The sequence below is a fragment of the Xanthomonas floridensis genome (genome assembly GCF_001642575.1).
Lineage (GTDB): Bacteria > Pseudomonadota > Gammaproteobacteria > Xanthomonadales > Xanthomonadaceae > Xanthomonas > Xanthomonas floridensis.
Map to the genome: position 1 here is coordinate 60,976 of NZ_LXNG01000024.1, position 22,936 is coordinate 83,911.

A 22,936-nucleotide genomic window follows, 5' to 3' on the forward strand; every position below is an offset into this window, starting at 1 on the left:
GGCCCGCTCATCGCCTCAGCACGTGTCGACGCAACCAGCGTCGGCAGCGCCGTGGCCGCGTGTTCGCTGTTCCCCATCCGCCTGGCCGCGACCGGCCGGCGGCACCCAACTCCCCAAGGAGATCGCACATGCATCAGATCACGTTCCCCCCGCAGCGCCTGCGCGGCGCCTTGCTGTTTGCGCTTGGCGCGCTCGCTGCGCCCATGCTGATGGCAGCACCGACAGCACCGACAGCACCGACAGCTCCAACAGCTCCAACAGCTCCAGCAGCTCCAGCAGCTCCAGCAGCTTCAACAGCTCCAGCAGCTTCAACAGCTTCAATAGCGTCAACAGGACCAGCCATCCCAGCATTGCCGGCACTGGCAGCCAACGCAGCCGCGATGTCGTTACCGCCCGCGCCGCCAGTGCCTGCCCATCGCGCTGCGTCAGCTGCGCTGCGCGCTCCTTCGGCGTCTGCGTCCGCTGCTGCCTCGGTGGCTCCTTCGGCACCACCGGCCGCTGCCGACTCGGTCGCACCGCCAGCGCCGATCGCACCCGCGCATCCACCCGCCTCGCCAGCTGCACCGATCGCTCCCGCAGTGATGCCCACACCAGGGTCTGCGCTTCCGACGCCACGCCCAAGGCACGTTGCACACGGCGGCCCGTCGAGCAGATCCGCGTGCGGTACCGATGCGCAGGACATCCAGGACGATGGCGATGCCTATGTGCTGGTGCAGGGCGAGCGCCATCTCATGCACGGCACCGCCGACGATCTGCAGACCGCGCGTCGGTACACCAATGCCAATGGCTGGGTGCTGTGGTTCCGGGCCAACGGCGTGCAATACGTCGTGCGCGATCCAGGCCTGCTGCATCGGCTGCGCACCGGCTATGCGCGCAGCCTGCAACTGCGCGCGGCGCAGGACAGGTTGCAAGCGCGCCAGCAGGCGCTTGCCGCGCAACTGGCCGCATCAGCGGCGGGTGCGCCTGCCTCTGTGGCAACCGCGGCGCAACCGGCACAGGGCGCTGCCAGCGACACCCAGGCCCTGGCGGAGCAGCAGCGCCTGTTGACCCAACAGCAGGCGGTGCTGGCCAGCAAGCAGGCCGGCGCCACGCGGCTGGCCACTCGCCAGGCGCTGAGCATCCTGCGCGAGGCACTTGCCAGCGGCCGGGCGAGGCGGGTAACGGGTTGAACGCTGCAGGTGCGGACAGGCATGGACGCAGGCTTGCGGGTACCGCTGCGTTCTTCGACGGCGCGCAACGTGCTGCTGCGGGCAGTGCGCCGCGCCTGCAACGCCACGCATGTCTCCAGACAGCACCCACACCAGTCACGGCAGGCAGTGCGTGTCGGGCAGCAAGAACCGGTGTGCGCGAGCGACGCCAACCCTCCAGTTGCGTCGCTCTGCAGCGTTGCAAGCGGTAGCGCTGCACCACGACGCAGGGTGTAGCACCTGCATCACACGAGAAATTTGCCAACCCTATCCACACAAGGACCTTCTCATGCTGCACATCACTCCGGCATCAACGCGCGCTGGCATGGCGGCCATCCTGGCGATCGCGCTCACCAGCGTGCTGACGCCATGCCTGGCCGCACCATCAGCCGCTCAACCCGAGCCTGCGCCGGTGCCCGGCACGCAGACAGCGATCGCTGCATCGGTCGCCGTGGCTGCCGCTGCCCCAATGCCCGCTACGCCGCATGCACCGGCACCGCTGACGAACTCCACCCGCACCCCGGCCAGCGAGATGACCACGCAGGGCCATCTCACGCTGTCCGATCACCCCGACCAGGATGCGTACGTGCTGATGGAAGACGGCCAGGCGCTGATGCACGGCTCCACCGAAGATCTGGCCCGCGCACGTCGCCTGGCCGGCAGCACGGGCGCGTTGCTGTGGTTTCGTCGCGGTGGCAAGGGCTACGTAGTACGCGATCCGGCCACCCTGCAGCGCATCCGTGCGCTGTGCGCGCCGGTCAGCCAGCTCGGCCAGGCCCAGGGTGCGCTGGGCGAGCGGCAGGGCCGGCTCGGCGAGCAGCAAGCGGCACTGGGGACGCAAATGGCCGCCGCGGCGGCACGTGATGCGGCGGCTGCCGTTGCGCAGGCGCGCGCGTCGCTGGCACGCGACAACGCGGCGGCGCGCACCACCACGCCCGTTGCGCAGCAAGCCAACGCCACCAGCCAGCGCAGCACCCAGCAGCGGATCGAGGCATTGGCCGCGCAGCAGCAAACGCTCGCTGCGCAGCAGGCCGATCTGGCCGCGCAACAGGCAGTGGCAAGCGCACGTGCCGACGAGCAGACACGGCACATCATGCGTGAGGCAATCCGCACCGGTCTGGCACGCCCGGTTGCGCGTTGATCGCGGCGGCCGCGCTTGGCCGATACTGCGCGGTATTGGCGCAACAGCGAGCAGGCGATGACGTACCGGGTGGTGGTGTTGGGCGGCTATGGGCACTTCGGTGCACGCATCGTGCGGGCGCTGGCCGCGTTGCCACACCTGCATGTCATTGCCGCCGGGCGTCATCCGGGGGCGGTTGCGACAACCTGGCCCGAAGCCGCGCCCGGTCGTATTTCCGCATGCCGGCTGGATAGCGCCGCCGCCGATTTCGCCACGTGCCTGGCCGCCACCGCCGCCGATGTGGTGGTGCATACCGCCGGGCCATTCCAGGGCCAGGATTACGCGGTGGCGCGGTGCTGTCTGCAGGCCGGCATGCACTACATCGACCTGGCCGACGGCCGCGCGTTCGTGCGCGACTTCCCGGCCGCCTTGCATGCGCTGGCACAGCAGGCCGGCCGCGTGGCGATCAGCGGTGCCAGCACCTTGCCCGCGTTGTCCAGCGCGGTGGTCGATGCGCTGCTGCCGCGCTTTTCGACCCTGCATGGCATCCACATGGTGATCGCGCCTGCGCAGGGCACGCCGCTGGGGCTGGCCACCGTCCGCGCGGTGCTGTCGTACTGCGGAACGCCGTTTACCTGGTGGAGCGAGGGCCGCTGGCAGACCGTGGTGGGCTGGGCGGAGCCGCAGCGCGTGCAGTTCGCACAGCTGGCACCGCGCCTGGCATCCCCCTGCGATGTGCCCGACCACGACCTGCTGCCGCAGCGCTACCCCGGCGTGCGCAGCGTACAGTTCCGCGCCGCGTTGGAGGTGACCTTCCTGCAGCGCTGCCTGGCCGCGCTGGCCTGGTTACGCCAGCGCGGCGTGCCGTTGCCGATGTCGCGTCTGGCGCAAGCGCTCGCACGTGCGGGGCGCTGGTTCGACCGCTTCGGCACCGACCTGGGCGGCATGCGCGTGGAGCTGGCCGGCGAGCGCGATGGGCAGCCGCTCAGCGTACGCTGGGACCTCACCGCGGCGATGTTGCACGGCCCGGAAATCCCCTGTTTCGCCGCGATCCTGCTGGTGCGCAAACTTGCGGCAGGGCAGGTGATGCCAAGCGGCGCGCACGCCTGCATGGGGCTGCTGACCCTGGCCGAGTTCGAGCAGGAATTCGACGCATGGCAGATGACCACCGAGGTGACGCAGACGCTGCGGTGATCGCCTGCCGCCAACTGCGCGCACCACACCACGCGTCACCAGGGCATCGGCAAGGCACGGCGTCGAGCACGTAACGCTGCGCATCCGCTGGTGAGAGGCGACATCGCGTGCACGCCGACGCGTTCTGGTCGTGCGAGGAGCGGCTCCTGGTGTCGTGCGGCAGGGACGCAACACGCCGGCGCAGATGGCGTGTATCAACCTCACACCTCCCGCACCGTCCGAAACGCCTCCATATCCGCAAACGTGCAAAAGTGAAATCGCGGGATCGTGATCGGGCCCGCTGCCGCCAGTCGCTGGAGCCAGTTGCCCACTGCAGCGCGGTAGGCGGCCTGCTCTGTGCGATCGAGCGTCTGACACAGGTAGGCCAGCGAGATATGAAACTGGAAGTTGACATAGTCCGGGCGCTGCAGGCGGGTCAGCGTCATCAGCGCCTGGCGCGTCGCTTCCAGGCGTTGTGCAGTTTGCGCATCGGCAGGTTGCAGCGGGATGAGCAGGTTGTCGTTGTTGCCGGTCCTTGCCGCAGCCGGATTGACCACAAAGTTGCACGCACCCAGCGGCGCCGCCGTGCGTTGCCTCAGCCGCGCAAGAAAATCCGCATGGATCTCGCTCAAGGCCACATCGCGCCCCAGATCGCTTGGCCATGGCCCGCTTGCGCGGTCGATCTCGTTGACCCCGCCCAGCAGGGTTGCGTGGTAACTGCTGGGCGGCAGCAGCGCGAACTTGTTCGCGAAGCCGTGCTCGGGTAGCTCGCGGTAGATATCCAGCACCCGGTCGAAGCTGTCGTAGCCATCGCCCTGCTGTTGGAGATGACCCAGAAACGTATTGCCGGCAAACGCCATCGGCCGGCGCGAGCGCAGGAACTTGCGCCCGAGATCCGGCGGCGGCGTGGCGCTTGATGCGGGCAAGGCGGGGCCCAGCAGCGAGGCGCCAGCGGCGGCCGCCACCAGGCGACGTCGGCTGAAGCGTGTATCCAACAATGACGACATGCGGCAGTCCTTCAAATTCCAGGTCAGGCCACGACGTGCGCGATATTCCCGGCCACGTCGCAGTGCAGTGGTGTGTATCGATAGCGGCGCTTGCGCCGAGCTGACGAACCGACAACGGCGGACAGCACAGCGCTGCGGCGATGTCGCGCGCTGCACACGCGCCACTGGGCAGGTCTGCAAGTGCCGACGAACACCGCTGCAAAGCGGCACAGCAACGGCAAGCCTAAGACCGCCGATAAAAACGCAGATGACAACGCACCGTCTTTCGTCATGAACCCGCAGCCGTCTTCGCGAATGCGGCGATGCGTTCGTGTTGCAGCTTTTGGGGGCCTGGGCGCGCACGTGGATGCAGGTGTCGTGTGGCCGGTCCATCCGAAGGCTGCCGATGACACGACAAGCCGATGCACCGCCGAGGCATTGCGTCTTCCGCATCCGGCGCACGGTGCGGAGGGACAGGCCGCCGGCCATCGCACAACGGGCGATCGCACCCGCGCATGCCGATGCGGATCACCACGTTCGACACAACGCGCAAGCGGCTGCGCTTGCATGGGAGGCGACAGAAGAGGGCACCCCCCCGCGCCGAGCAAACATTCACCCGCGCACCGTATCGCCGATATCCGGATCCGACCCGATCTGGCGCGCCGCCAACGCGCCCCGCGCTCGCCCAGAGGGCTACACCGACTCCATCAACGGAATCACTTCCCGGTCCTGCGCCTCCACCGCCACCAGCCGCTGCATCAGCAGCGACAGCGTCACCACGTCCTGGTGGTTGTGGTCGGCCACGCGGCGCAGGTTGCGCGCGCTGCCGCCGCGCAGATAACTCAGCCATGCCGCCGGCGCTTCGGAGCCGGGCAGGTCGTCTTCGCGCACCACCCGCAGCAGCTGCCGCTCGATGGTGGACAGCTTGCAGTTCTCCCAGGTGCCGCGATAGCGGCGGCGGGTGGGGAACAGCAGGTCCACGTGATCCAGCGCGGAAATCGGGTCGCCGCGGCGCGCCAGCCGGTACCGCGTCTTCAACAGCGGCGCGTCGTAGCAGCGGCCGTTGTAGCTGGACAGCACCGTGCGCGGCGTGAGCCAGCTACGGAACAGATCCAGCATGGCGCTCTCGGCGGCCATCGTGGACATCATCAGCTGGCGCACGCGCAGGCCGCTGCCCTGCACGGTATCGGTGCACCACTGCGCCACCCCGATCATGAAGGCGCGTGTGCCGGTGCCGCCGGCCAGGCCGGTGGTTTCGGTATCGAAGAACAACAGGTCCAGTGGATCGACCGCGTCCTCGCGCTTGGCGAATGCCAGCGAGAGCGCTTCGGAAGGAATCGCTTGCGGAAGGAACGCTTCGATCAGATGCAGGCCGGGTGCGATCTCATTGCCGGGCAGTTGCCGATCGGTAGACGGTGCGCGCAGCGGCGTGTGCGGCGATATCGCCCGTTCGCGCAGGCCGATCATCTTGCGCAGGCCGGCGATGTCGGTGCGTCGCTGCAGCGGCGGTGTCGCCGACATCGGTATTGCCGGTGGTGCCGTTGTGTTGCGCGCTATTGGCGAGCGGCTTGCGCTATCTGCATCCACGGTATCGCTTGCATCGCCATCGCCAGCCGATGACAACGCCGGCTTGTGGCGCACATCGTGCTCCACCCATGCAAACACCGATGCCTCGCGCGCAGGCGGTGCAGTAGCCGGTGACTGCAAGGCGCGGCGTGTGAGTGCCGGTGCGGTGCGCACATCGCGCGGGCGAACTGCCGGGGCCGCATGACCTGCAGCGGCTGCATCGTGCGATGACAAGCGTGCAGCGGGTGCCCCGGTGCCGGAGACCGCTGCACGCTGCGCCCGTGTCGGCATCACCGCGTCGTCCTTGCGCGATGCAGGTGTGAGCCCGCCGACCTGACGGCGCAGCAGGCGCAGACGGTCCGCGCTGACACCCGAGGCGCTGCCAGGTGCAGGCGTTGCCCGGTCCTGCGTTGGCGGCGTCGCTGCCGGCGGGGCGATGTTGGCAGCCATGTGCGCACCGCTTGCATGCGTACCGCCTGAGATCGCGCCAAGCGCCGCTGTCTCAACGGCTGCTCGCCCGAGCAATACCGGCTGCGTCTGTGGCGCAGACGGTTTGGTCGCGCGCGCGCGCGCCCATGCCGGCGCCACAGCGTTCACCTCGCTCTGCGCGATCGTCGGCGTAGCAACGTGCAAGGCGTCAACACGGTGCGCCGCATCGGCCAGACGTGGCTCATCCGACAACCGCAAGGCCGGCGCATACGCGGGCACAGCGGCCGCAGCAGACGTTGCAGCCGCTGACGCCATCGGCGCAGACGATGTGCCCGGCCTGGCTGCATCGACAGCTGTTTGCGGCATCTCACGCACAAGCGCGGCATCGGCACCTTTCGCATGCGCCGCCGCTGCCCCTTGCAGTGCATCGCTGTCAGCAACCCCCGCGGGCGCAGGCACATCCGCATGCCCCGCCTGCCGACGCAGCAGGCGTAGTCGGTCTGCACTTACGCTCATGCAAGCACGTCCAGCGCCAGGTCGTCGTCCACCCGCGTGGCATGGCGTAGCGGCGCATCGGCATCGAACAACAGCGCCAGCACCGTCAATGCCAACGACTTGGGCGACTCGCCCTTGCCGTCCTCGTGCGCGGCCAGCACCGGGCCCACGCAGGCCGGGCAGCCGGCCGTGCAGTCGCAACGCCGTACCAGCTCGTCCGCGCGCTGCAGCAGCTCGGCCTGGCGCAGCCACAGCGGCTCGCTCAAGCCCACCCCGCCGGGGAAGTTGTCGTACAGGTACACGGTGGGCACGAAGGCCTGCTGCAATTCCACCGCGCCTGCTTCGCCCTCGTCCACGCCGCGCAGTTGCCCGCGCCCGGTCTGGTCGGCCACCGCAAACCATGCGCCATCGCCATTGCCTACCGCTTTTTGCAGGTCGCGCGCGTCGGCCATCACCGCCACCGTGGCCACCACGTGCAGCGCATAGGCGGCGCCCAAGAAGCCATCCAGCGCATCCTGCTTGGACGCGAACGCCTTGCCCAGGGTGGCCTGCGGCAACTGCCACCACACCGCGGTGGTGTGCAGCTCCTGGTCGGGCAGATTCACCGGCCCGTAGCCGATGTTTTCATGCGTGTAGTAGCGGATCTTCTTGTAGCCGGACACGCGCCGCACCACATGCACTTCGCCATGATGCGAGTCGCCACGCCCGGCCACGCCGCCGTCGAAGCGGTCCAGCACCTTCAACTTGGTGTAGTCGATGCTGTCGGTGTAGTAGTCCACATGGGTGCGCGTCACGTAGGCCTTGCGGCCTTCCCAATCCAGCCGCTCCACCTGGTACGGCGTGCTCTGCACCATGTGGATGGCGCCTTCGTACAAGGTGAGCGCGGCGGCCGAATAATCCACCTCGGCGATGATCTGCTGCTTGCCGTCGCTCTTGTCCACCACCACGAAGTTGCCGTCGGCCACCGAGCGCAGGCTCACCGCATTGGCGGGGTAGCTGTCGGCGATCCACTCCCAGCGGTCGCCCTCCTGGTGGATCACTTCGCTTTCGGCCAGCGCTTCCAGGAACACCAGCGGGTCGATCGGCCCGAATGGTTCGCTGGCAATGAACGGCAGCTCGAACGCCGCGCAGCGGATGTGGTCGAACAGGATCAGCGGCTGGTCCGGCGCAATGCGTGCGTGCTCGGGCGAGGCATCGGCAAAGAAATCCGGGTGCCGCACCACGTATTGATCCAGTGGTTGCGAGCTGGCCACCAGCACGCCCAGCGCCGGTTGCTGGCGTCGCCCGGCGCGGCCGAAGCGTTGCCAGGTCGCCGCCACGCTGCCGGGGTAGCCATTGAGGATCACCACGTCCAGCGCGCCGATATCCACGCCCAGCTCCAGCGCAGAGGTGGACACGATGCCGTCGATGTTGCCGGCGCGCATCGCGCGCTCCACCTCGCGGCGCTCGGTGGGCAGATACCCGCCACGGTAGGCGCGGATACGCGCCGGCTTGCGCGGGTCGTGGTCGAAGATGTCTTTGAGGTACTTGGTCAGCACCTCCACCATCAGCCGCGTCTGCGCAAACACCAGCGTCTTCAAACCGCTCTTGATGGCGATGCGTGCGATGCGGTTGCTCTGCGAACGCGCCGAAGCACGTAGCCCAAGATCTGCATTGACCACCGGCGGGTTCCACAACAGCACGTGCTTGTCGCCGGTGGGCGCGCCGGATTCGGTGATGGCATGCACCTGTTCTTCGATCAGGGCCTGCGCGTGCGCATGCGGGTTGCCGATGGTGGCCGAGCACAGGATGAACTGCGGGTTGGCGCCATAGAACGCGCAGATGCGCTTGAGCCGGCGCAGCACGTTGGTGACGTGGCTGCCGAACACGCCGCGGTAGGTGTGGATCTCGTCGATCACCACATAGCGCAGGTTCTCGAAGAACTGCGCCCACTTGGTGTGATGCGGCAGGATCGCCTGGTGCAGCATGTCCGGGTTGCTCACCACGATGTCGCCATGCAGGCGGATCGCCTGGCGCGCATCGCCGGGCGTATCGCCGTCGAAGGTGAAGGCCTTCACCCCCAGCTCGCCGGCGCGGTTCAACTCCAGCAACTCGGCCACCTGGTCCTGTGCCAGCGCCTTGGTCGGGAACAGGTACAGCGCCTTGGCCCCTGCGGTCATCGCCGCGCTCACCACCGGCAGCGTGTAGCACAGCGATTTGCCCGAGGCGGTGGGCGTCACGATCGCCACATGCTCGCCGCGCTGGGTAGCCGCCCAGGCCTGCGCCTGGTGGCTGTAGAGCTGGCCGATGCCGCGCGCCCGCAGCGCATCGGCCAGCGCGCTGGGCACATCGTCGGGAATCGGTGCGTAGTGGCCGTCGCGCCCGGGGATGGTGAAACTGCCGGTGATGCGGTCGTGGTAGCGCCGTTCCAGGCGCTCGGTAAGCAGCGCGCCATCGCGGCTGGGCCGGCCATCGGTAGTGGCCAGGGCGCGTTCGGCGGTTTCGGTGCGGGGAGCGAGGGCAAACGGAGGCATACGGCGGCTCCCAAAGAGGGGCATGAGACAGGGGAGGTGTCTCAGGGTATGAGACACGGCCCGAATGGGCGAGCCCGTGTCACTGAGCGAATTCAGCAAGCGGGTATGCTGTGGCCCCCACTGCGTCATGCCCGAGCTGCACGTTGTGGGCTCCCCCTTTCGAAGACCCGCCGTGCCCGTGCCCCCCAGCGCCCCCGCTCCGCATTACAAGACTCCCGCTGCCCGCCGTGCCGATGTGATCGTGCATGCCGCCGGCCTGTTCCTGGCCATCGTCGGTGGCGGCTGGATGGTGTGGCGGGCGCATGCCAACCAGACCATGCTGTTTGCCACCTGTGTCTACGCGCTGGGCCTGCTGGTGATGTTCGCCTGTTCGGCCGCCTACAACTTCGCCCCGCCGCTGCGCCAGCCGATGCTGCGCAAGTTCGACCACGCCGGCATCTTCGTGATGATCGCCGGCTCCTACACGCCCTTCTTTCTGGTCGCGCTCGATGGCCCCTGGCGCTGGGCCATGATCCTGACCGTCTGGAGCGTGGCGCTGTTCGGTGTGTTCGCCAAACTGTGCCTGCCCGGCATCGCCAAGGGCTTCTGGGTGGCGATCTACCTGCTGCTGGGCTGGGCCGGGATCGTGGTGGTCAACCAGATGATCGCCGGCCTGGACAGCGCGGTGCTGTGGCTCATCGTGGCCGGCGGCGCGTTCTACACGGTGGGCGTGTGCTTCTACGTGCGCAAATCCATGGTCTACAACCGCGCCATCTGGCACGCCCACGTGCTGGGCGGCGCGTTGTCGCACTGGTATGCAATCTGGCTGTGCCTGCGGCCGTTGAGCGAGGGGTGAGGGTGCAGTCGCGTGGATGGGCAGCGCATCGTGGTGGTGCACGTAATGCGGTCGGATCGCGCGCTTCGCAAGAACCGTCCTTCACGCTAAGCGCGGCTAACAAAACCACGGCACCGCCGCCAGGCGGGCGCGGCCGGTGTTGGGAGCACCACGCCGACACGCCGGTTGTGAGTGCGCCGTCCACCCCCAGCTGACGACTGCTCGCCACAGTTCTATCAGCCGCGCTTAGCCGGCAGGCACCCCAAGCGCCCGCCGCATCCCATCAGTCCACCACGCGCGGTGCCAGCAGGTCGCCCAATCCCACACGGTGCAGCATCTCTGCACGCAAGCGATCGAGGACCGCAAAGCCCACATCGGCGCCATCGCCGGCCGGGTCGATATGCACCCGGAATGGCCGCTTGCCGGACGGGGTGTCCACCACCTGCACGATGGCCTGCGCCACGTCGGCGACGTCGGCGTCGGCGTCGTCGGGCACCAGGCGCGCAAACGCCTGCTGCACCTGGTCGCCAAAGCCTGCATACGGGCCGGCCTCGTAGGCTGCGGCGCGCGCGGTGTCCTCCGGTGCGCCGGCATGCGCAAAGTGGTTGGTGCCCTTGGTGAAGGCACCGGGCACGATGATCGAGGTCTCGATGCCCCAGCGCGCCAGCTCGCGCGCGTACTGCACCGCCAGTGCATCCATTGCCGCCTTGGCCGCGAAGTAGGGCGCCAGATACGGCGGTGTGCCGCCCGCCGAGCTGCTGCTGGACACCCACACCAGCAAGCCCTGCTGCTGCGCGCGCAACTGCGGCAACGCGGCGCGGTTCACTCGCTGCGTGCCCAGCACGTTGATGTCGTAGACCTGCGCCAACTGCTCGGCAGTAAAGGCTTCGGCCGGGCCGAACACCATGTGCCCGGCGTTATGCACCACCACGTCCAAGCCGCCGGCCTCGGCCACGATGGCCGCTATCGCTGCATCGGCCGAGGCCTGCGATTGCACGTCCAGCTCGACTGCGTGCAAGGCCAGCTGCCGCGTGCCGGCCAGCTCGGCCATCTCCTGCGCCACACCGGCGTTGCGCCCGGCGGTATCGCGCATGGAGGCGTAGACGGTGTGGCCGGCGCCTGCCAGCGCTTCGGCGCTCAAGCGGCCAAAACCGCTGGACGCGCCGGTCACCAGAATGCGTTTGCTCATGTCATTGCTCCTCAAGGGAAACGGGCGGCGCGCACTCCCGGCGCGCCGCTGCAGGTCAGACCATGCCGCCGTTGGCACGCAGCACCTGCCCATTGATCCAGCCGCCGTCGGGGCCGGCCAGGAACGCCACCGCGGCGGCGATATCCTCCGGCGTGCCCAGGCGTTCCAGCGGGTTGGCCTTGGACAAGCGCTCGATCAACTCGGGCGGTTTGCCGTCCAGGAACAGCGCCGTGGCGGTGGGGCCGGGCGCCACCGCGTTGACGGTGATCGCGCGGCCACGCAATTCCTTGGACAGGATCGCCGTCAGCGTTTCCACCGCCGCCTTGGTGGCCGCATACACGCCGTAGGTTTCCAGCTTCAGCCCCACCACGCTGGTGGACAGGTTGACGATGCGGCCGCCATCGCGCAGCCGTCGTGCGGCCTGGCGCAGCGTGTTGAAAGTGCCTTTCAAATTGATCGCGATGTGCTTGTCGAACAACGCGTCGTCGCTGTCGGCCAGCGTGGCCAGCTGCATGATGCCGGCGTTGTTGACCAGCACATCCACACCGCCGAAAGCGGACTCTGCTTCTGCGAACAACCGCTCCACCGCCTCCGGGTCGCTGACATCGGCCTGCACGCTGCGGGCACGGCAGCCGGCCGCTTCGATAGTGCGCACCAGCTGATCGGCCTCATCCGCATGGCCGGCGTAATTGAGGACGACCGCGAAGCCATCACGGGCCAGGCGCTGCGCGATCGCCGCGCCGATACCGCGCGAGGCGCCGGTTACCAAGGCAACCTTGTGCTGCTGAGTCATGGATCTCTTCCGTCTATGCCGCGGGCTGCGGCGTTGCGAAAACTATCCAACGCAATGACACGACGATAATCACACTAGAATGCACAGCACTGTTTCCAGCGCCCGAACAGTGGGCAAGGGGTGCCATGGATCGGTTCGCTGCCATGCGCTTGTTCGTGCGCATCGTGGAGCGGCGCAGCTTCACTGCCGCCGCCAACGACATGGAGATTCCGCGCTCCACCGCCACCAAGGTCATCGCCGAGATGGAAGCGCGGTTGGGCGTGCGCCTGCTACAGCGCACCACGCGGGTTGTGCGTCCCACGCTCGATGGCGAGCTCTTCCATCAACGCTGCCTGCGCATCCTCGACGACATCGACGATGCCGAAGGCGGCTTTCGCGGTGTGGCACCGAAAGGACTGTTGCGGGTGGAGGTGCAGGGCACGCTGGCGCGGCACTTCTTGCTGCCCGGGCTACCGGCGTTCTTTGCGCACTACCCGCAGATCCAGCTGGTGATGAGCGAGAGCGACCGTTGGGTGGATCTGGTGGAAGAGGGCATCGACTGCGTGCTGCGCTACGGCCCGCTGCGCGACAGCGAACTGGTTGCGCGCCGCGTGGCCATGCTCGAACGCCTCACCTGCGCCACGCCGGAGTACCTGCAGCGTTTTGGCACGCCCACGCAGCTCGATGCGCTGCATGCGCATCGCATGGTTGGCCTGCGCTCCATCACCACCGGCGTGGTCACCCCATTGGAGTTTCAGACTGCGCACGGCCTGCGCACCATCGCCGCACCCAGCCTGCTTACCGTCACCGGCACCGAGAGTTATCTGGCCGGCATCCGCCTGGGCCTGGGCATTGCACAGGTACCGCGCTTCCATGTGGCGCACGACCTGCAGCACGGCACGCTGGTGGAAATCCTGCGCGATACACCGCCGCCGTCCAATCCGGTGTCGCTGCTGTATTCCCACGCCCGCCAATTGTCGCCACGGGTGCGCGTGTTTCTGGAGTGGGCAGCGGGCGAATTCGCCAAGCATGCGGGTGTGGCTGCGCCGCGCGCGTAGGCGCCCACCATGGCGCAGCATGGCAAACGATGGCAGTGGGCACCACGCGATCGAGCGGCCACGCAAGCACCCGCACGCGCGCAACGCGCGTTACCGTCATCTGCAACGCATGCGCAGCGATGCCAGCCATCGTCAACCGCTGTGCACAGCCGGCCGCTGCATCGCAGGTGTCGACGATGCCGGGCCGCGCTGCGGCGTCATCGCAGCGGCGCTGCACCCGCATTCGGCCCGGCCCACACCGGCACCCGCAACCCCATGCTGTGCGCAGGCGACCGCACCTGTGCAGGCGCGCGCCGTTGCACCCACATATCGCCCATCATCTGGTCCAGTCCACGCTCCAGGCCGGTGACCATGCCTGCGCCCGGGGTGAAGGTGAGTTCGCCGAAGTACACCTGCCCCTGCTGGATGTACCAATCCACCCGCACGTAATCGAAATCGCTGGCCAGCACCTTGCTCAGCTCCAGCGCCTGTTCCAGCAATGCGGGCGTGCACGGCGGCGAGCGGCCGTCGTCGCGGATGCGGTGGAACGGCGTGTGCAGGTTGTCGACAAAGAACGTCATCGACAGCTTCGGCGTATCGAAGCGGCCGTAGATCACCTGCAGCACGTAGTGAAACCGGCCATCGGGCTGGCGGAACATGTGGAACTTGTAATCCACCGGCACCTGCTGCGCATCGCCGATGTACTGCTCCACCAGGATGCGCGGCGGGATGTTGTGGTAATGGATCTCGCGTTCCATGTCGGAGAAGTCGGTGCGCAGCCAGTGCTTGCAACGCGCCACGATGCGTTGCCGCTGCGCCGCATCCGGCTCGTCGCGCACCACCTCCACCATGCTCGCGCCGTGATTGGCCTTGATCACCGTCTGCGCCCAGCGCGGCAGGCCCAGCAGATCGTCGGGGTTGGCGGTGTCCAGCAACAGCGGGATCAGGTGCGCCGTGCCGATCCGCGCTGCCACATACGGCCGCACCGCCACCTTGTCGGCCAGGCGCTGATACAGCGGGTAATCGCCGTGCACGCATTTGCGGTACAGCACTTTCTCGTTGAAGCCGGTGGGGTGGTACAGATTGGGCAGCCGCCCGAACGTGTTCAAAAAATACAGCCGGTCCTGATGCCGCCAGGGCAGGGTGCGCACCAGGCGGCGTGCGCCTTTGCGCAGCAAGCATGTGAGAGTGGGGCTGCCTGGCCGGGGCACGGCCGCTGGCAGCGGACGTGGCGTGCGGGCATCGCCGGACGACGTTGCCAATGCGGGGAACAGCGCCGTCCAACCACGGCCCATGGGATCGCGTGGCCCTACCAGCTGCGTGGGCAGCCCCATCCTGTTGTCGGTCATGACAGATCCCTCTTCCGTTCAGTAAGTGTGTTGTCCGTCACACTTAAATGTGACGTGCGGCACGCTATACGGAAAAGGTGAGACCAGAGTTGCAAAACGTCTCAACTGGCCTGATTGCGCAAAGAATCCAGCGCCTTAGGCCTAAAAACGGCGGCGCAGGCCGGTCACCGGCCGCGACTGAGTTGCGGCGCAAGAGGCAAGGGCAGGGGCGGTTCGATGGCCCGCCGGTTCAGCCAAGACAGGCTGACATCGGCAAAGCCAGCCATTCGCTGGCGCACGGATGTGCAGGCTGCGCGGGGAGGGCGGCGGCGGCCGCAGCCAGCCGCGGCGCCCACGCGGAGCCGCGCAGGCCAAGTACTGCCATCGGCCTGACGTGGCAGCGGGGCGCACCGTGCACCGCCCGCGCATGGCCGGCGTACGCTACGCCCAGCCCCGGCACAGAGACGCATCGACCATGACGATCACCATCACCGCCTTCGAGCGCTCGCCCGATGGCGGCAAGGGCCTGGCCCGCGACACCCGCGTGCGCTGGGCATTGGAAGAAGCGGGCCAGCCCTACCAGGTGCGCCTGCTGCCGTTCCGTGCGATCAAGGAACCGGCGCACCTGGCCATCCACCCGTTCGGCCAGATCCCCACCTTCGAGCAGGAGGGGTTGGCCTTGTTCGAAACCGGCGCCATCGTGCTGCACATCGCCCAGCGCCATCCCGGCCTGCTGCCGCACGACGACAACGCCCGTGCGCGTGCCATCGCCTGGATGTTCGCCGCCCTCAACACCGTCGAGCCGCCGATGCTGGAACTGGGCAACGCCCTGCTGCTGGAAGCGGACAAACCCTGGATGGCAGAGCGCTTGCCGCTGCTGCAAAAACGCATCAACCGTCGCCTGCAGCATCTGAGCGCCCATCTTGGCGACAGCCCCTGGCTGGACGGCGACTTCAGTGCCGGCGACCTGCTGATGATCTCCGTGCTGATCCGCATCAAGCTCACCGGCCTGCTGGATGCCTTCCCCAACCTGCAGGCCTACGTCGCCCGTGGCGAACGCCGGCCGGCGTATCAACGCGCGTTTGCCGCGCAATGGGCGATCAATGGCAAAGATGCGTGAGCGCAAACACTCCCCTCTCCCGCCGGGAGAGGGGCCGGGGTGGGGGTACGGGTTGAGGCGGTATGTGTTGAATCCGCGCGCAGCCCAGCAATCACAGGCCCGCATTCGCATCGCAGACAAACATCAAGCAACATCAGGCAACACCACCGCAGCCCGCAACGGATGGCACCATGCGCGTAAAAACGATCCTGTCCCTGGCAGCACTGTGCATTGCACTTGCCGCCTGCGGAAAACCAGACCAACCAGCACAAACCAGCAACGCGTCAACGTCTGCGCTCACGACACCCGCGCCCGCCACTGCCGAACGCAACGCCGCAGCGATGCCGCCCGATCACGCGGCCAACAGCAAGCCGCCTCCGGTGAGCCAGGAGGCAAGACGCTATCTATGCCCGCAAGGTCCCAACGCCTGCAGAGTCAGTGGGCCATTGGTTGCCAACTCGGATGCAGAAGCGCAGTGGCTGTGGATGCACGGCTATCCCACCGAAGACGAACTCGCCCGGTTGGAAACCTTGAACCTGGACCAGCTCAAAGCGGAGTCGCAAGCAGGCAACAAGGCAGCCACCGTGATCTACGGCAAAAAGACCGCAGTAGCCGGCCAATTTTATAAAGGGATCGGTATCTTGCGGCGGGCCGCAGTGGCCGGAAATCTGTATGCGTACTACGGCCTGTCGGACGTGTACATCAGCGACACCGAGCATAAGAATCTGGTCGACAGCATGGCGCACCTGCGCCTGGCTTACCTGTTGGGCGATGCAAAAGCCTCGGCCGTCATCGCATCGCGTGACCTGAGTAGTGTTGAAAACGTCGTCGCCGATGAGCGCGCTGCGTCGCTGCACAAGACGTTTTCCAAATATCAACGCCCGTCGCCAAGACCTTTGGAATAGTGCCTATCGATGCCAGCAGGGCGGGGGAGAACCCGCCCTGCATGGTTGACAGCTCAGACCCACTGAGGCATCTGATCTTCGGTATAGCGACCACCAAAACCGCCTGTCGGCAAGATGTCCTTGATAAGGGCCAAGTCCTTGTCGTCAAGAATCAAATCGGCAGCGGCCGCATTTTCATCTACACGCGCTGCGTTGCGCGTCCCCGGAATCGGCACGATGTCATTGCCCTGGGCCAACAACCAGGCGAGCGCCAATTGTGGCGCGGTTGCGCCCTTGCTCTGCGCTAAAGCGGTGAGCTTCTCGACTGCATCGAGATTCTTCTCGAAATTTCCGGGCTGCCAGCGTAGATCGGTACGGCGCACATCGTCTTCGGGATAATCAGACGCGGGTTTGACGCTGCCTGTGAGGAAGCCGCGCCCCAGTGGAGAATAAGCGACGAAGCCGATACCAAGCTCTTTCAACGTAGCGAATAATTGCTCCGCGTCCCGTTCGAACAGCGAATATTCTGTCTGTAGCGCCGTGATCGGCTGAATGGCATGCGCACGCCGTAATGTCTGCGGCCCCACCTCACTCAGGCCGAAGTGTTTCACCTTGCCTTGTGCGATCAGTTCCTTGACCGCACCTGCAACGTCTTCGATCGGCACTTGCGGGTCGAGCCGGTGCTGATAGAGCAGATCGATACGATCGGTCTGTAGGTGCCGCAAGCTGTTCTCGACCACCTCGCGGATGTGTTCGGGCCTGCTATCGAAGCCATACTCGCGGGTAAAACCGAACTTGGTCGCGATCACGACGTCGTCACGGAAGGGCTTGACGGCACGGCCAAGCATCTGCTCGTTGTCGCCCCAGCCATAGACCTCAGCTGTATCGAAGAAGGTGATGCCCTTCTCGAACGCGTGGCGGATGGTCGCGATGCCCTGCTCGGCATCGCTCTGGCCGTAAGCAACGGAAATGCCCATTGCGCCGTAGCCAATCGCCGACACCTGCAGACCAGTGTTTCCCAGCTCTCTCAAATGCACTTTGCGCTCCCTGAATTGAATCGTCTCTAGGACGATTCCAGCTTAGCCAGCATCTGTGCCGCCGTGGTACATGAAGCTGCCGAAAGCTTGCCTAATCCTGCCACCCCTTGTCGCCAAGCATGTAGGTGGGCAGCATGGGCACATGACTGATCTCCACCAATTACGCGCACTTGCCGAGCGCCATGCCACCAGCAGCTCACAGGAGTTGCTGCCTCGGTTTCGTATTGGCGGGCTGGCTCCGTCGCCCACGCCGGTGCCCATGCTGTACGAACCCACGATTTGCCTGGTCCTGTCTGGTTGGAAGCATGTCGAGGTCGGACATGAGAGCTTCAACTATGGCGAGGGGCAATACCTGATCACGGCGGTTGACATGCCCGTCATGGCCACCATCACGGTCAACCAAGAGTCCGGTGATTACCTGGCAATGGGACTGGATCTTGATCCTTATGTGATGGCAGAGCTGGCGTTGGAGATGGGCGTAGAGGGCGACCGCGCAGACGTGGGCAACTTCTGCGTTGCGGACGCTGATACGTCTCTATTGGACACTTGGCGTCGCTTGTGTGAATTGCTCGAACGCCCGCAAGAGATCGCGTTCATGGCGCCACTGGTCGAGAGAGAACTGTTGTTCCGGTTGCTGCAAGGTCCCCAGGGCCGCATCCTGGCAGCGATGGTGAGCGGAGACAGGTATACGCAGCGCATCCGCACAGCGGCCGTGTGGATACGCAAGAATTTTGCGCTCACCTTCAGTATCAATGACCTGGCACAGACGGCCAGCATGAGTGTCACGGTGTTCTACAGGCGATTCAAACAGATCATGGCGATGTCGCCGCTGCAGTACCAAAAGAAAGTACGTCTCTATGAAGCCCGCAGCCGCCTGATGTCCGCACAGGGCGACACCGCGAGTGTTGCTTATGATGTGGGATACGAAAGCCCGTCCCAGTTCAGCCGCGAATACAAGCGGCTGTTCGGTCATCCGCCTGTTCGCGTTCTGCAAAGGGCAGGTGCAGCCAGAACAAAGCCTCCCCAAGTCCGGGGTCTATGACCCTTCCATATTGAGCTGCGGAATCTTCGCAAACGCCTCAGCAATAAAGTCCATAAAAACAATCGCCCGTTTCGGCACCAGCCGGTTGGCCGCATACACAATCTGCATGGGCACCGCAGGGCCAGAAAACTCGCCAAGCACGATCTGCAGATGCCCGGCATCGAGCCCTTGTTCGAACAACCATGCCGGCCCCTGCCCGATACCCAGGCCCGCGCTCACCGACTCGCGCGCTGCTTCCGGCGAATTGACCCGAATCCGGCCGGATACCGGCACTTCCACCTCCTTGAAACGCCATGTCGCCCCGGAGGCCAGCAGGGTGTAAAGCACGCAATCGTGCTGGCGCAGATCGTTCGGCACTTTGGGCACGCCGCGCTCGGCAAGATAGTCCTTGCTTGCCACGCACACGCGCTTGAACGACCCGATCCGCCTTGCGCGCAGCGCACTGTTTTCCAGGTGACCGATGCGGATGGCAAGTTCCGCACCTTCGTCGAGCAGATTGACGAAGCGGTCGTTGATCTGCAGATCCAGTTCCAGGCCCGGAAAGCGGCGCAGAAACTCCGGCACCAGCGGCATCACATAGAGATGCGACAACGCCGTGGGGCAGGCCACGCGCAATAACCCGGAAGGTTGCACGTTATCGCGCAGCGACATTTCCGATTCGCCCACCGCGTCCAGAATTCGGCGCACCTCCGCGTAGTAGCGCTCTCCCTCTGGCGTCAGCACCAGCTTGCGGGTGGAGCGGTTGAGCAGCCGCGTTTGAAGATGCTCCTCCAGCGCCGCCACGTGGCGGCTGACATTGGGCTGGCCCAGGCCCAGGCCCAGGTCGCGCCCGGCCGCTGAAAAGCTGCCGGTTTCCACCGCACGGGCGAAGCAGGTCATCAGCAGAAACCGATCCATTGCCAGCCACTCATTCATGCGCAGATGGCATGAATGGTATGTGCCAGAAAGATCTTCTGGCAAACCAAGCATGGGCCCAAGCTGCACCCCATCGAAGGCCAGCCACGTGCGGCGGGCCTGGCATCACGCTCAGGAGCATCCCATGTCACGTTTAGCAGGCAAGCGCACCCTCATCACCGGCGGCACCAGCGGTATCGGCCTGGAGACCGCCCGCCAGTTCCTGGCCGAGGGCGCCCGCGTCATCGTCACCGGCAACAACCCCGAGTCCATTGCCAATGCCAAGGCCGCGCTGGGTGCCGAGGTGCTGGTGCTGCGCGCCGATTCGGCCAGCGTCGCCGCGCAGCAGCAGCTGACGCAGGCGGTGCAGGCGCATTACGGCCAGCTCGACATCGCCTTCCTCAATGCGGGCGTGTCGGTGTGGGCACCGATCGAGGAGTGGACCGAGCAGGCCTTCGACGCCTCTTTCGCCATCAACGTCAAAGGCCCGTACTTCCTCATCCAGTCACTGCTGCCGGTGCTGGCCAACCCCGCATCGGTGGTGCTCAACACCTCCATCAATGCGCATGCGGCCATGGCCCGCTCGTCGGTGTACGCCGCTACCAAGGCCGCCTTCCTGAGCATGACCAGGACGCTATCCAGCGAGCTGCTGGCACGCGGCATCCGCCTCAACGCGGTCAGCCCCGGCCCGGTGGAAACCCCGCTGTACGACAAGCTCGGCATCCCCGAGGCGTACCGCGACCAGGTCAACAAGGACATCGCCGCCAGCATCCCGATGGGCCGCTTCGGCACCCCTGATGAAGTGGGCAAGGCCGTGCTGTACCTGGCTTCCGATGAATCCCGGTGGACGGTGGGCTCGGAAATCATCGTCGACGGCGGCCGCACGCTCAACGGGTGAGACTTCTCGAAAGCAGTGGCCGGCGAACGACCATGACCACACCTATCGAGAGCGTCGCCGAGTGCTTTAGTGCAGATCGACGTTGCGGCGCAATTCTAGCGACTCAATAATGCGTGAATGGCCAAGAGACGGGACAGGGCGGCATTGAGTTTCGACTTCAGGCGGAAGGTGACAAGGTTCCGCCCGAAATCTCCTCATTCGCCAGGCAGTGGCTGATCAATGGCACCACCTTGCATGCGTTGCCTCTACGCTCCCACCGGGAGATGGGCCGGGTGCGGCATCAGCTTCGAGCGGTGCATGCTGGCGTCATCGCAAACACCACGAAAGACAGCAACCCAAGCACCACCCAACAAGCACAAGGACCGTCGATGAAGCCCTGGGCCGCCCTCTTGATCGCCACCGCACTGCTTTGCAGCAACCCCGTCATCGCAGCCGGCCGATTGCGCGTGCAACTCGTGCAACCCACCCATAGCGCGCAGCTGCCCGAGCAGGCGACGCGTCTGCAAATCGTTGCCCGGAACGATGGCGACCAGGTGGTGGAGCTGATCGATCAACGTTTCCCGCGCTTGAACAGGCAGGGGTTGCTGATGAACAACGTGCTGAGCCTGCGCGATGCGAGCGGTCGCGAGGCGCCGTACTACGGCATCTACGTCAATCTGGAAAACGCACCAGAAGACGCTTACGTCACCATCGTGCCAGGCCAGCGTCTGGTCATCACGGTGGATCTGCAACGCAACTACAGGCTCACCCCCGGGCAGACCTACACCGCAAGCCTGCGCAGCCCGGTGCTACATCTGACCCGGCCCAGGGCAGCCTTTGCCGATAGCTCACGCGATGCACTCCGCGCAGCGTTACAGCAGGCCACGGCCAACACCGTCCATGTGGACGTAGGGTATCCGGGCCGCACCGGCGCACGCAGCGTACCTGCACGGCCGTAGTGTGCAGCGGCGACCGGTTCAGGCCCTGGCCCCAACCAACCGCTTACCGATTGCGCGCGCTGTCGCGTAATGCGACTGCGGAAAATCCGCATCCGGCACTGTCAGCAACTCCGTGGTGCGCACCGGTGCGCCGCAGAAGTCGAAGATGCCGTGGTTGATCTGCGTCTTCATCGCACCGAAGTAGCCGTGCCGCGCATAGGTGCGCTCATCCGCACCGCCGATCGCCACCATGTGCACGCCAAGACGCCCAAGCTTCTTGGTGATCTTGCCGCTGGCGTCTTCATCGAACGCCCAGCCCAGCGTAAACACCCGGTCGATCCAGCCCTTGAGCAGCGCCGGGAACGACCACCAATAGATAGGGAACACCAGCACCAGCGCATCGGCCCGGTCCAGCCGCGCCTGCTCGGCCGCCACGTCTGGCGGCGCCCCGGCCTTGCCTGAAAACAGCGCCACGTCGGCCTGCGTAAAGCGCGGATCGAAGCCTTCTTGCGCCAGGTCCGCCACTTCGACTGTATGCGCCTCGCCAGAGGCCAGCAGCGCCTGCCCGATCTGCGCCGCCACTGCGTGCGTGTGCGAGCGCTGCTCGGGATGGGCGACGACGATAAGGGCATGCATAGGCTGGCTGGCTCCAAAAGAGAAAGAAGTGGTAGACGGTGATCGCCGCAGCCGGTGAGTACGCACGCGACAGCCCATCGATCGCGCTGCGGTAGCGCTCGTCATGGCGAAACGTAGTACTAACTGCCGTCGCAGCAGGGCCCCCGGAACGTGCTAATGGCGCAACACGCCGGCATGCCTGGTCAATGAATCTGCAACGCCGCACTCTTGCCACCCACCAGCTGAAACATATGCTCCAGCTGCAGCGGGCCCTGCGGGATCGCCGGACACCTGTGCAGTGACGCGCACTTGCTCGCCCTGGGTGTGCACGCCAAGCGGCACTGCGCGATACGGCGTGGTGGCTTGCGTTTGTGCCAGCCATGCCGCAATGGCTGCAGCGCCACGGTGATGCTGGCGCTCGTCGTGCACCACCGCATCTTCGGCCAGGTGCGGTAGCCGTACGGCGGCATCGCCGATAGTGCTGGCGACAAAGAAGCAGGCAGTAGTGGTGGGTAGGGCAAGCGACATGGCAGCGATGTCCGGTGCGAAACGTGTATGCCATGATCGGCAGCGGCATCACCTGCCGCAAGAACGCACGCAAAGGTAAGTCACGCACCCATGGGAAAGCCGCATGCCCCGGACACCGCTGCGTGCGGTATCGAAGCCCTGCTCAAAGGCTTCGAAGGCCGCTGGAACTGCTGCCGCTGTTCCACCCGTTCGACGGCAAGGTGCAGCGCTACTCGGACGTGGAGCGGCTGATTGCCGCCATCTCGCAAAAGATGCTGACCTGCAACATCGCCTTGTCAAGGCTTAGGGATGGTCTGATCAACGCCATCGGAGGATGAGGTAAGCCGCATCGGTCGCGCCAATGACGCTCAGGCCTGCGGTTTTTGGCCGTTTCCGGCGCATGTGCGCGGTGTTGCCCCTGCTACAGGCACACC

Annotated in this window: 22 protein-coding genes; 11 read left to right on the forward strand and 11 right to left on the reverse strand. The window is 66.0% G+C overall.

Annotated features, from left to right (window positions below; all coding sequences use genetic code 11):
* Nucleotides 1-138 precede the first annotated feature (138 nt).
* The gene (locus A7D17_RS15115) at nucleotides 139-615 is read right to left on the reverse strand and encodes a hypothetical protein (RefSeq protein WP_153041959.1); all 477 of its coding nucleotides are present in this window, start codon (nucleotides 613-615) and stop codon (nucleotides 139-141) included.
* 89 nt (nucleotides 616-704) lie between these two features.
* On the opposite strand from A7D17_RS15115, the gene A7D17_RS15120 reads away from it, so the two are divergent.
* From A7D17_RS15120 to A7D17_RS15130, 3 genes are all read left to right on the forward strand, one after another.
* Nucleotides 705-1,169, forward strand: a complete 465-nt coding sequence (locus tag A7D17_RS15120) for a hypothetical protein (protein WP_064509839.1) — start codon at nucleotides 705-707, stop codon at nucleotides 1,167-1,169.
* Between the two features lie 307 nt (nucleotides 1,170-1,476).
* Complete coding sequence (locus tag A7D17_RS15125; RefSeq protein WP_153041960.1) at nucleotides 1,477-2,328, forward strand: hypothetical protein; 852 nt, start codon at nucleotides 1,477-1,479, stop codon at nucleotides 2,326-2,328.
* 57 nt (nucleotides 2,329-2,385) lie between these two features.
* Nucleotides 2,386-3,501: a saccharopine dehydrogenase family protein gene (locus tag A7D17_RS15130; RefSeq protein WP_064509859.1), complete on the forward strand. Its 1,116-nt coding sequence runs from the start codon at nucleotides 2,386-2,388 to the stop codon at nucleotides 3,499-3,501.
* A gap of 200 nt (nucleotides 3,502-3,701) precedes the next feature.
* Here the strand turns inward: A7D17_RS15130 and A7D17_RS15135 are convergent, their stop codons facing one another.
* The 3 genes from A7D17_RS15135 to A7D17_RS15145 all read right to left on the reverse strand — a co-directional run bounded on the left by A7D17_RS15135 (nucleotide 3,702) and on the right by A7D17_RS15145 (nucleotide 9,469).
* Nucleotides 3,702-4,487: a DUF1868 domain-containing protein gene (locus tag A7D17_RS15135; RefSeq protein ID WP_064509840.1), complete on the reverse strand. Its 786-nt coding sequence runs from the start codon at nucleotides 4,485-4,487 to the stop codon at nucleotides 3,702-3,704.
* A gap of 672 nt (nucleotides 4,488-5,159) precedes the next feature.
* Nucleotides 5,160-6,977, reverse strand: coding sequence for a ribonuclease H-like domain-containing protein (locus tag A7D17_RS15140; RefSeq protein WP_064509841.1), 1,818 nt, complete (start codon nucleotides 6,975-6,977; stop codon nucleotides 5,160-5,162).
* Nucleotides 6,974-9,469, reverse strand: coding sequence for a DEAD/DEAH box helicase (locus A7D17_RS15145; protein ID WP_064509842.1), 2,496 nt, complete (start codon nucleotides 9,467-9,469; stop codon nucleotides 6,974-6,976). The genes A7D17_RS15140 and A7D17_RS15145 overlap by 4 nt, the downstream gene beginning before the upstream one ends.
* Nucleotides 9,470-9,641: 172 nt before the next feature.
* Between A7D17_RS15145 and trhA the strand changes: the two genes are divergently transcribed.
* Nucleotides 9,642-10,304 carry a PAQR family membrane homeostasis protein TrhA gene (trhA, locus tag A7D17_RS15150; protein WP_064509843.1) on the forward strand — a complete coding sequence of 221 codons (663 nt, stop codon included), beginning with the start codon at nucleotides 9,642-9,644 and terminating at the stop codon, nucleotides 10,302-10,304.
* A gap of 262 nt (nucleotides 10,305-10,566) precedes the next feature.
* Here the strand turns inward: trhA and A7D17_RS15155 are convergent, their stop codons facing one another.
* Nucleotides 10,567-11,472, reverse strand: coding sequence for an SDR family NAD(P)-dependent oxidoreductase (locus A7D17_RS15155; protein ID WP_064509844.1), 906 nt, complete (start codon nucleotides 11,470-11,472; stop codon nucleotides 10,567-10,569).
* A 55-nt stretch (nucleotides 11,473-11,527) separates the two neighbouring features.
* Nucleotides 11,528-12,265, reverse strand: a complete 738-nt coding sequence (locus A7D17_RS15160) for an SDR family oxidoreductase (RefSeq protein ID WP_064509845.1) — start codon at nucleotides 12,263-12,265, stop codon at nucleotides 11,528-11,530.
* Between the two features lie 125 nt (nucleotides 12,266-12,390).
* Here A7D17_RS15160 and A7D17_RS15165 point away from each other — a divergent pair, with 125 nt between their 5' ends.
* Nucleotides 12,391-13,302, forward strand: coding sequence for a LysR family transcriptional regulator (locus A7D17_RS15165; protein WP_064509846.1), 912 nt, complete (start codon nucleotides 12,391-12,393; stop codon nucleotides 13,300-13,302).
* 197 nt (nucleotides 13,303-13,499) lie between these two features.
* Here the strand turns inward: A7D17_RS15165 and A7D17_RS15170 are convergent, their stop codons facing one another.
* Nucleotides 13,500-14,615, reverse strand: a complete 1,116-nt coding sequence (locus A7D17_RS15170) for an ATP-grasp fold amidoligase family protein (RefSeq protein WP_064509861.1) — start codon at nucleotides 14,613-14,615, stop codon at nucleotides 13,500-13,502.
* A 469-nt stretch (nucleotides 14,616-15,084) separates the two neighbouring features.
* Between A7D17_RS15170 and A7D17_RS15175 the strand changes: the two genes are divergently transcribed.
* Nucleotides 15,085-15,729, forward strand: a complete 645-nt coding sequence (locus tag A7D17_RS15175; protein ID WP_064509862.1) for a glutathione S-transferase family protein — start codon at nucleotides 15,085-15,087, stop codon at nucleotides 15,727-15,729.
* Nucleotides 15,730-15,899: 170 nt separating this feature from the next.
* Nucleotides 15,900-16,613, forward strand: a complete 714-nt coding sequence (locus A7D17_RS24605; RefSeq protein ID WP_064509847.1) for a hypothetical protein — start codon at nucleotides 15,900-15,902, stop codon at nucleotides 16,611-16,613.
* 53 nt (nucleotides 16,614-16,666) lie between these two features.
* Here A7D17_RS24605 and A7D17_RS15185 read toward each other — a convergent pair whose 3' ends face one another.
* A complete protein-coding gene (locus A7D17_RS15185; protein ID WP_095522615.1) occupies nucleotides 16,667-17,629 on the reverse strand; it encodes an aldo/keto reductase in 963 nt (320 codons plus the stop codon).
* 142 nt (nucleotides 17,630-17,771) lie between these two features.
* Between A7D17_RS15185 and A7D17_RS15190 the strand changes: the two genes are divergently transcribed.
* Nucleotides 17,772-18,671, forward strand: a complete 900-nt coding sequence (locus A7D17_RS15190) for an AraC family transcriptional regulator (protein WP_064509863.1) — start codon at nucleotides 17,772-17,774, stop codon at nucleotides 18,669-18,671.
* Here the strand turns inward: A7D17_RS15190 and A7D17_RS15195 are convergent.
* Complete coding sequence (locus A7D17_RS15195; protein WP_239692211.1) at nucleotides 18,666-19,640, reverse strand: LysR family transcriptional regulator; 975 nt, start codon at nucleotides 19,638-19,640, stop codon at nucleotides 18,666-18,668. The genes A7D17_RS15190 and A7D17_RS15195 overlap by 6 nt on opposite strands.
* 70 nt (nucleotides 19,641-19,710) lie before the next feature.
* Here A7D17_RS15195 and A7D17_RS15200 point away from each other — a divergent pair, with 70 nt between their 5' ends.
* Complete coding sequence (locus A7D17_RS15200; RefSeq protein WP_064509849.1) at nucleotides 19,711-20,463, forward strand: SDR family oxidoreductase; 753 nt, start codon at nucleotides 19,711-19,713, stop codon at nucleotides 20,461-20,463.
* Nucleotides 20,464-20,576: 113 nt separating this feature from the next.
* Nucleotides 20,577-21,401 (forward strand): hypothetical protein, encoded by an 825-nt coding sequence (locus A7D17_RS15205; RefSeq protein ID WP_239692212.1) that lies wholly within the window; start codon nucleotides 20,577-20,579, stop codon nucleotides 21,399-21,401.
* 18 nt (nucleotides 21,402-21,419) lie between these two features.
* Here A7D17_RS15205 and A7D17_RS15210 read toward each other — a convergent pair whose 3' ends face one another.
* The gene (locus A7D17_RS15210) at nucleotides 21,420-22,016 is read right to left on the reverse strand and encodes an NAD(P)H-dependent oxidoreductase (protein ID WP_064509851.1); all 597 of its coding nucleotides are present in this window, start codon (nucleotides 22,014-22,016) and stop codon (nucleotides 21,420-21,422) included.
* 153 nt (nucleotides 22,017-22,169) lie between these two features.
* Nucleotides 22,170-22,523 (reverse strand): nuclear transport factor 2 family protein, encoded by a 354-nt coding sequence (locus tag A7D17_RS15215; protein ID WP_239692213.1) that lies wholly within the window; start codon nucleotides 22,521-22,523, stop codon nucleotides 22,170-22,172.
* Nucleotides 22,524-22,546: 23 nt separating this feature from the next.
* On the opposite strand from A7D17_RS15215, the gene A7D17_RS24925 reads away from it, so the two are divergent.
* Nucleotides 22,547-22,840, forward strand: a complete 294-nt coding sequence (locus A7D17_RS24925) for a winged helix-turn-helix transcriptional regulator (protein ID WP_239692214.1) — start codon at nucleotides 22,547-22,549, stop codon at nucleotides 22,838-22,840.
* Nucleotides 22,841-22,936: the final 96 nt, after the last annotated feature.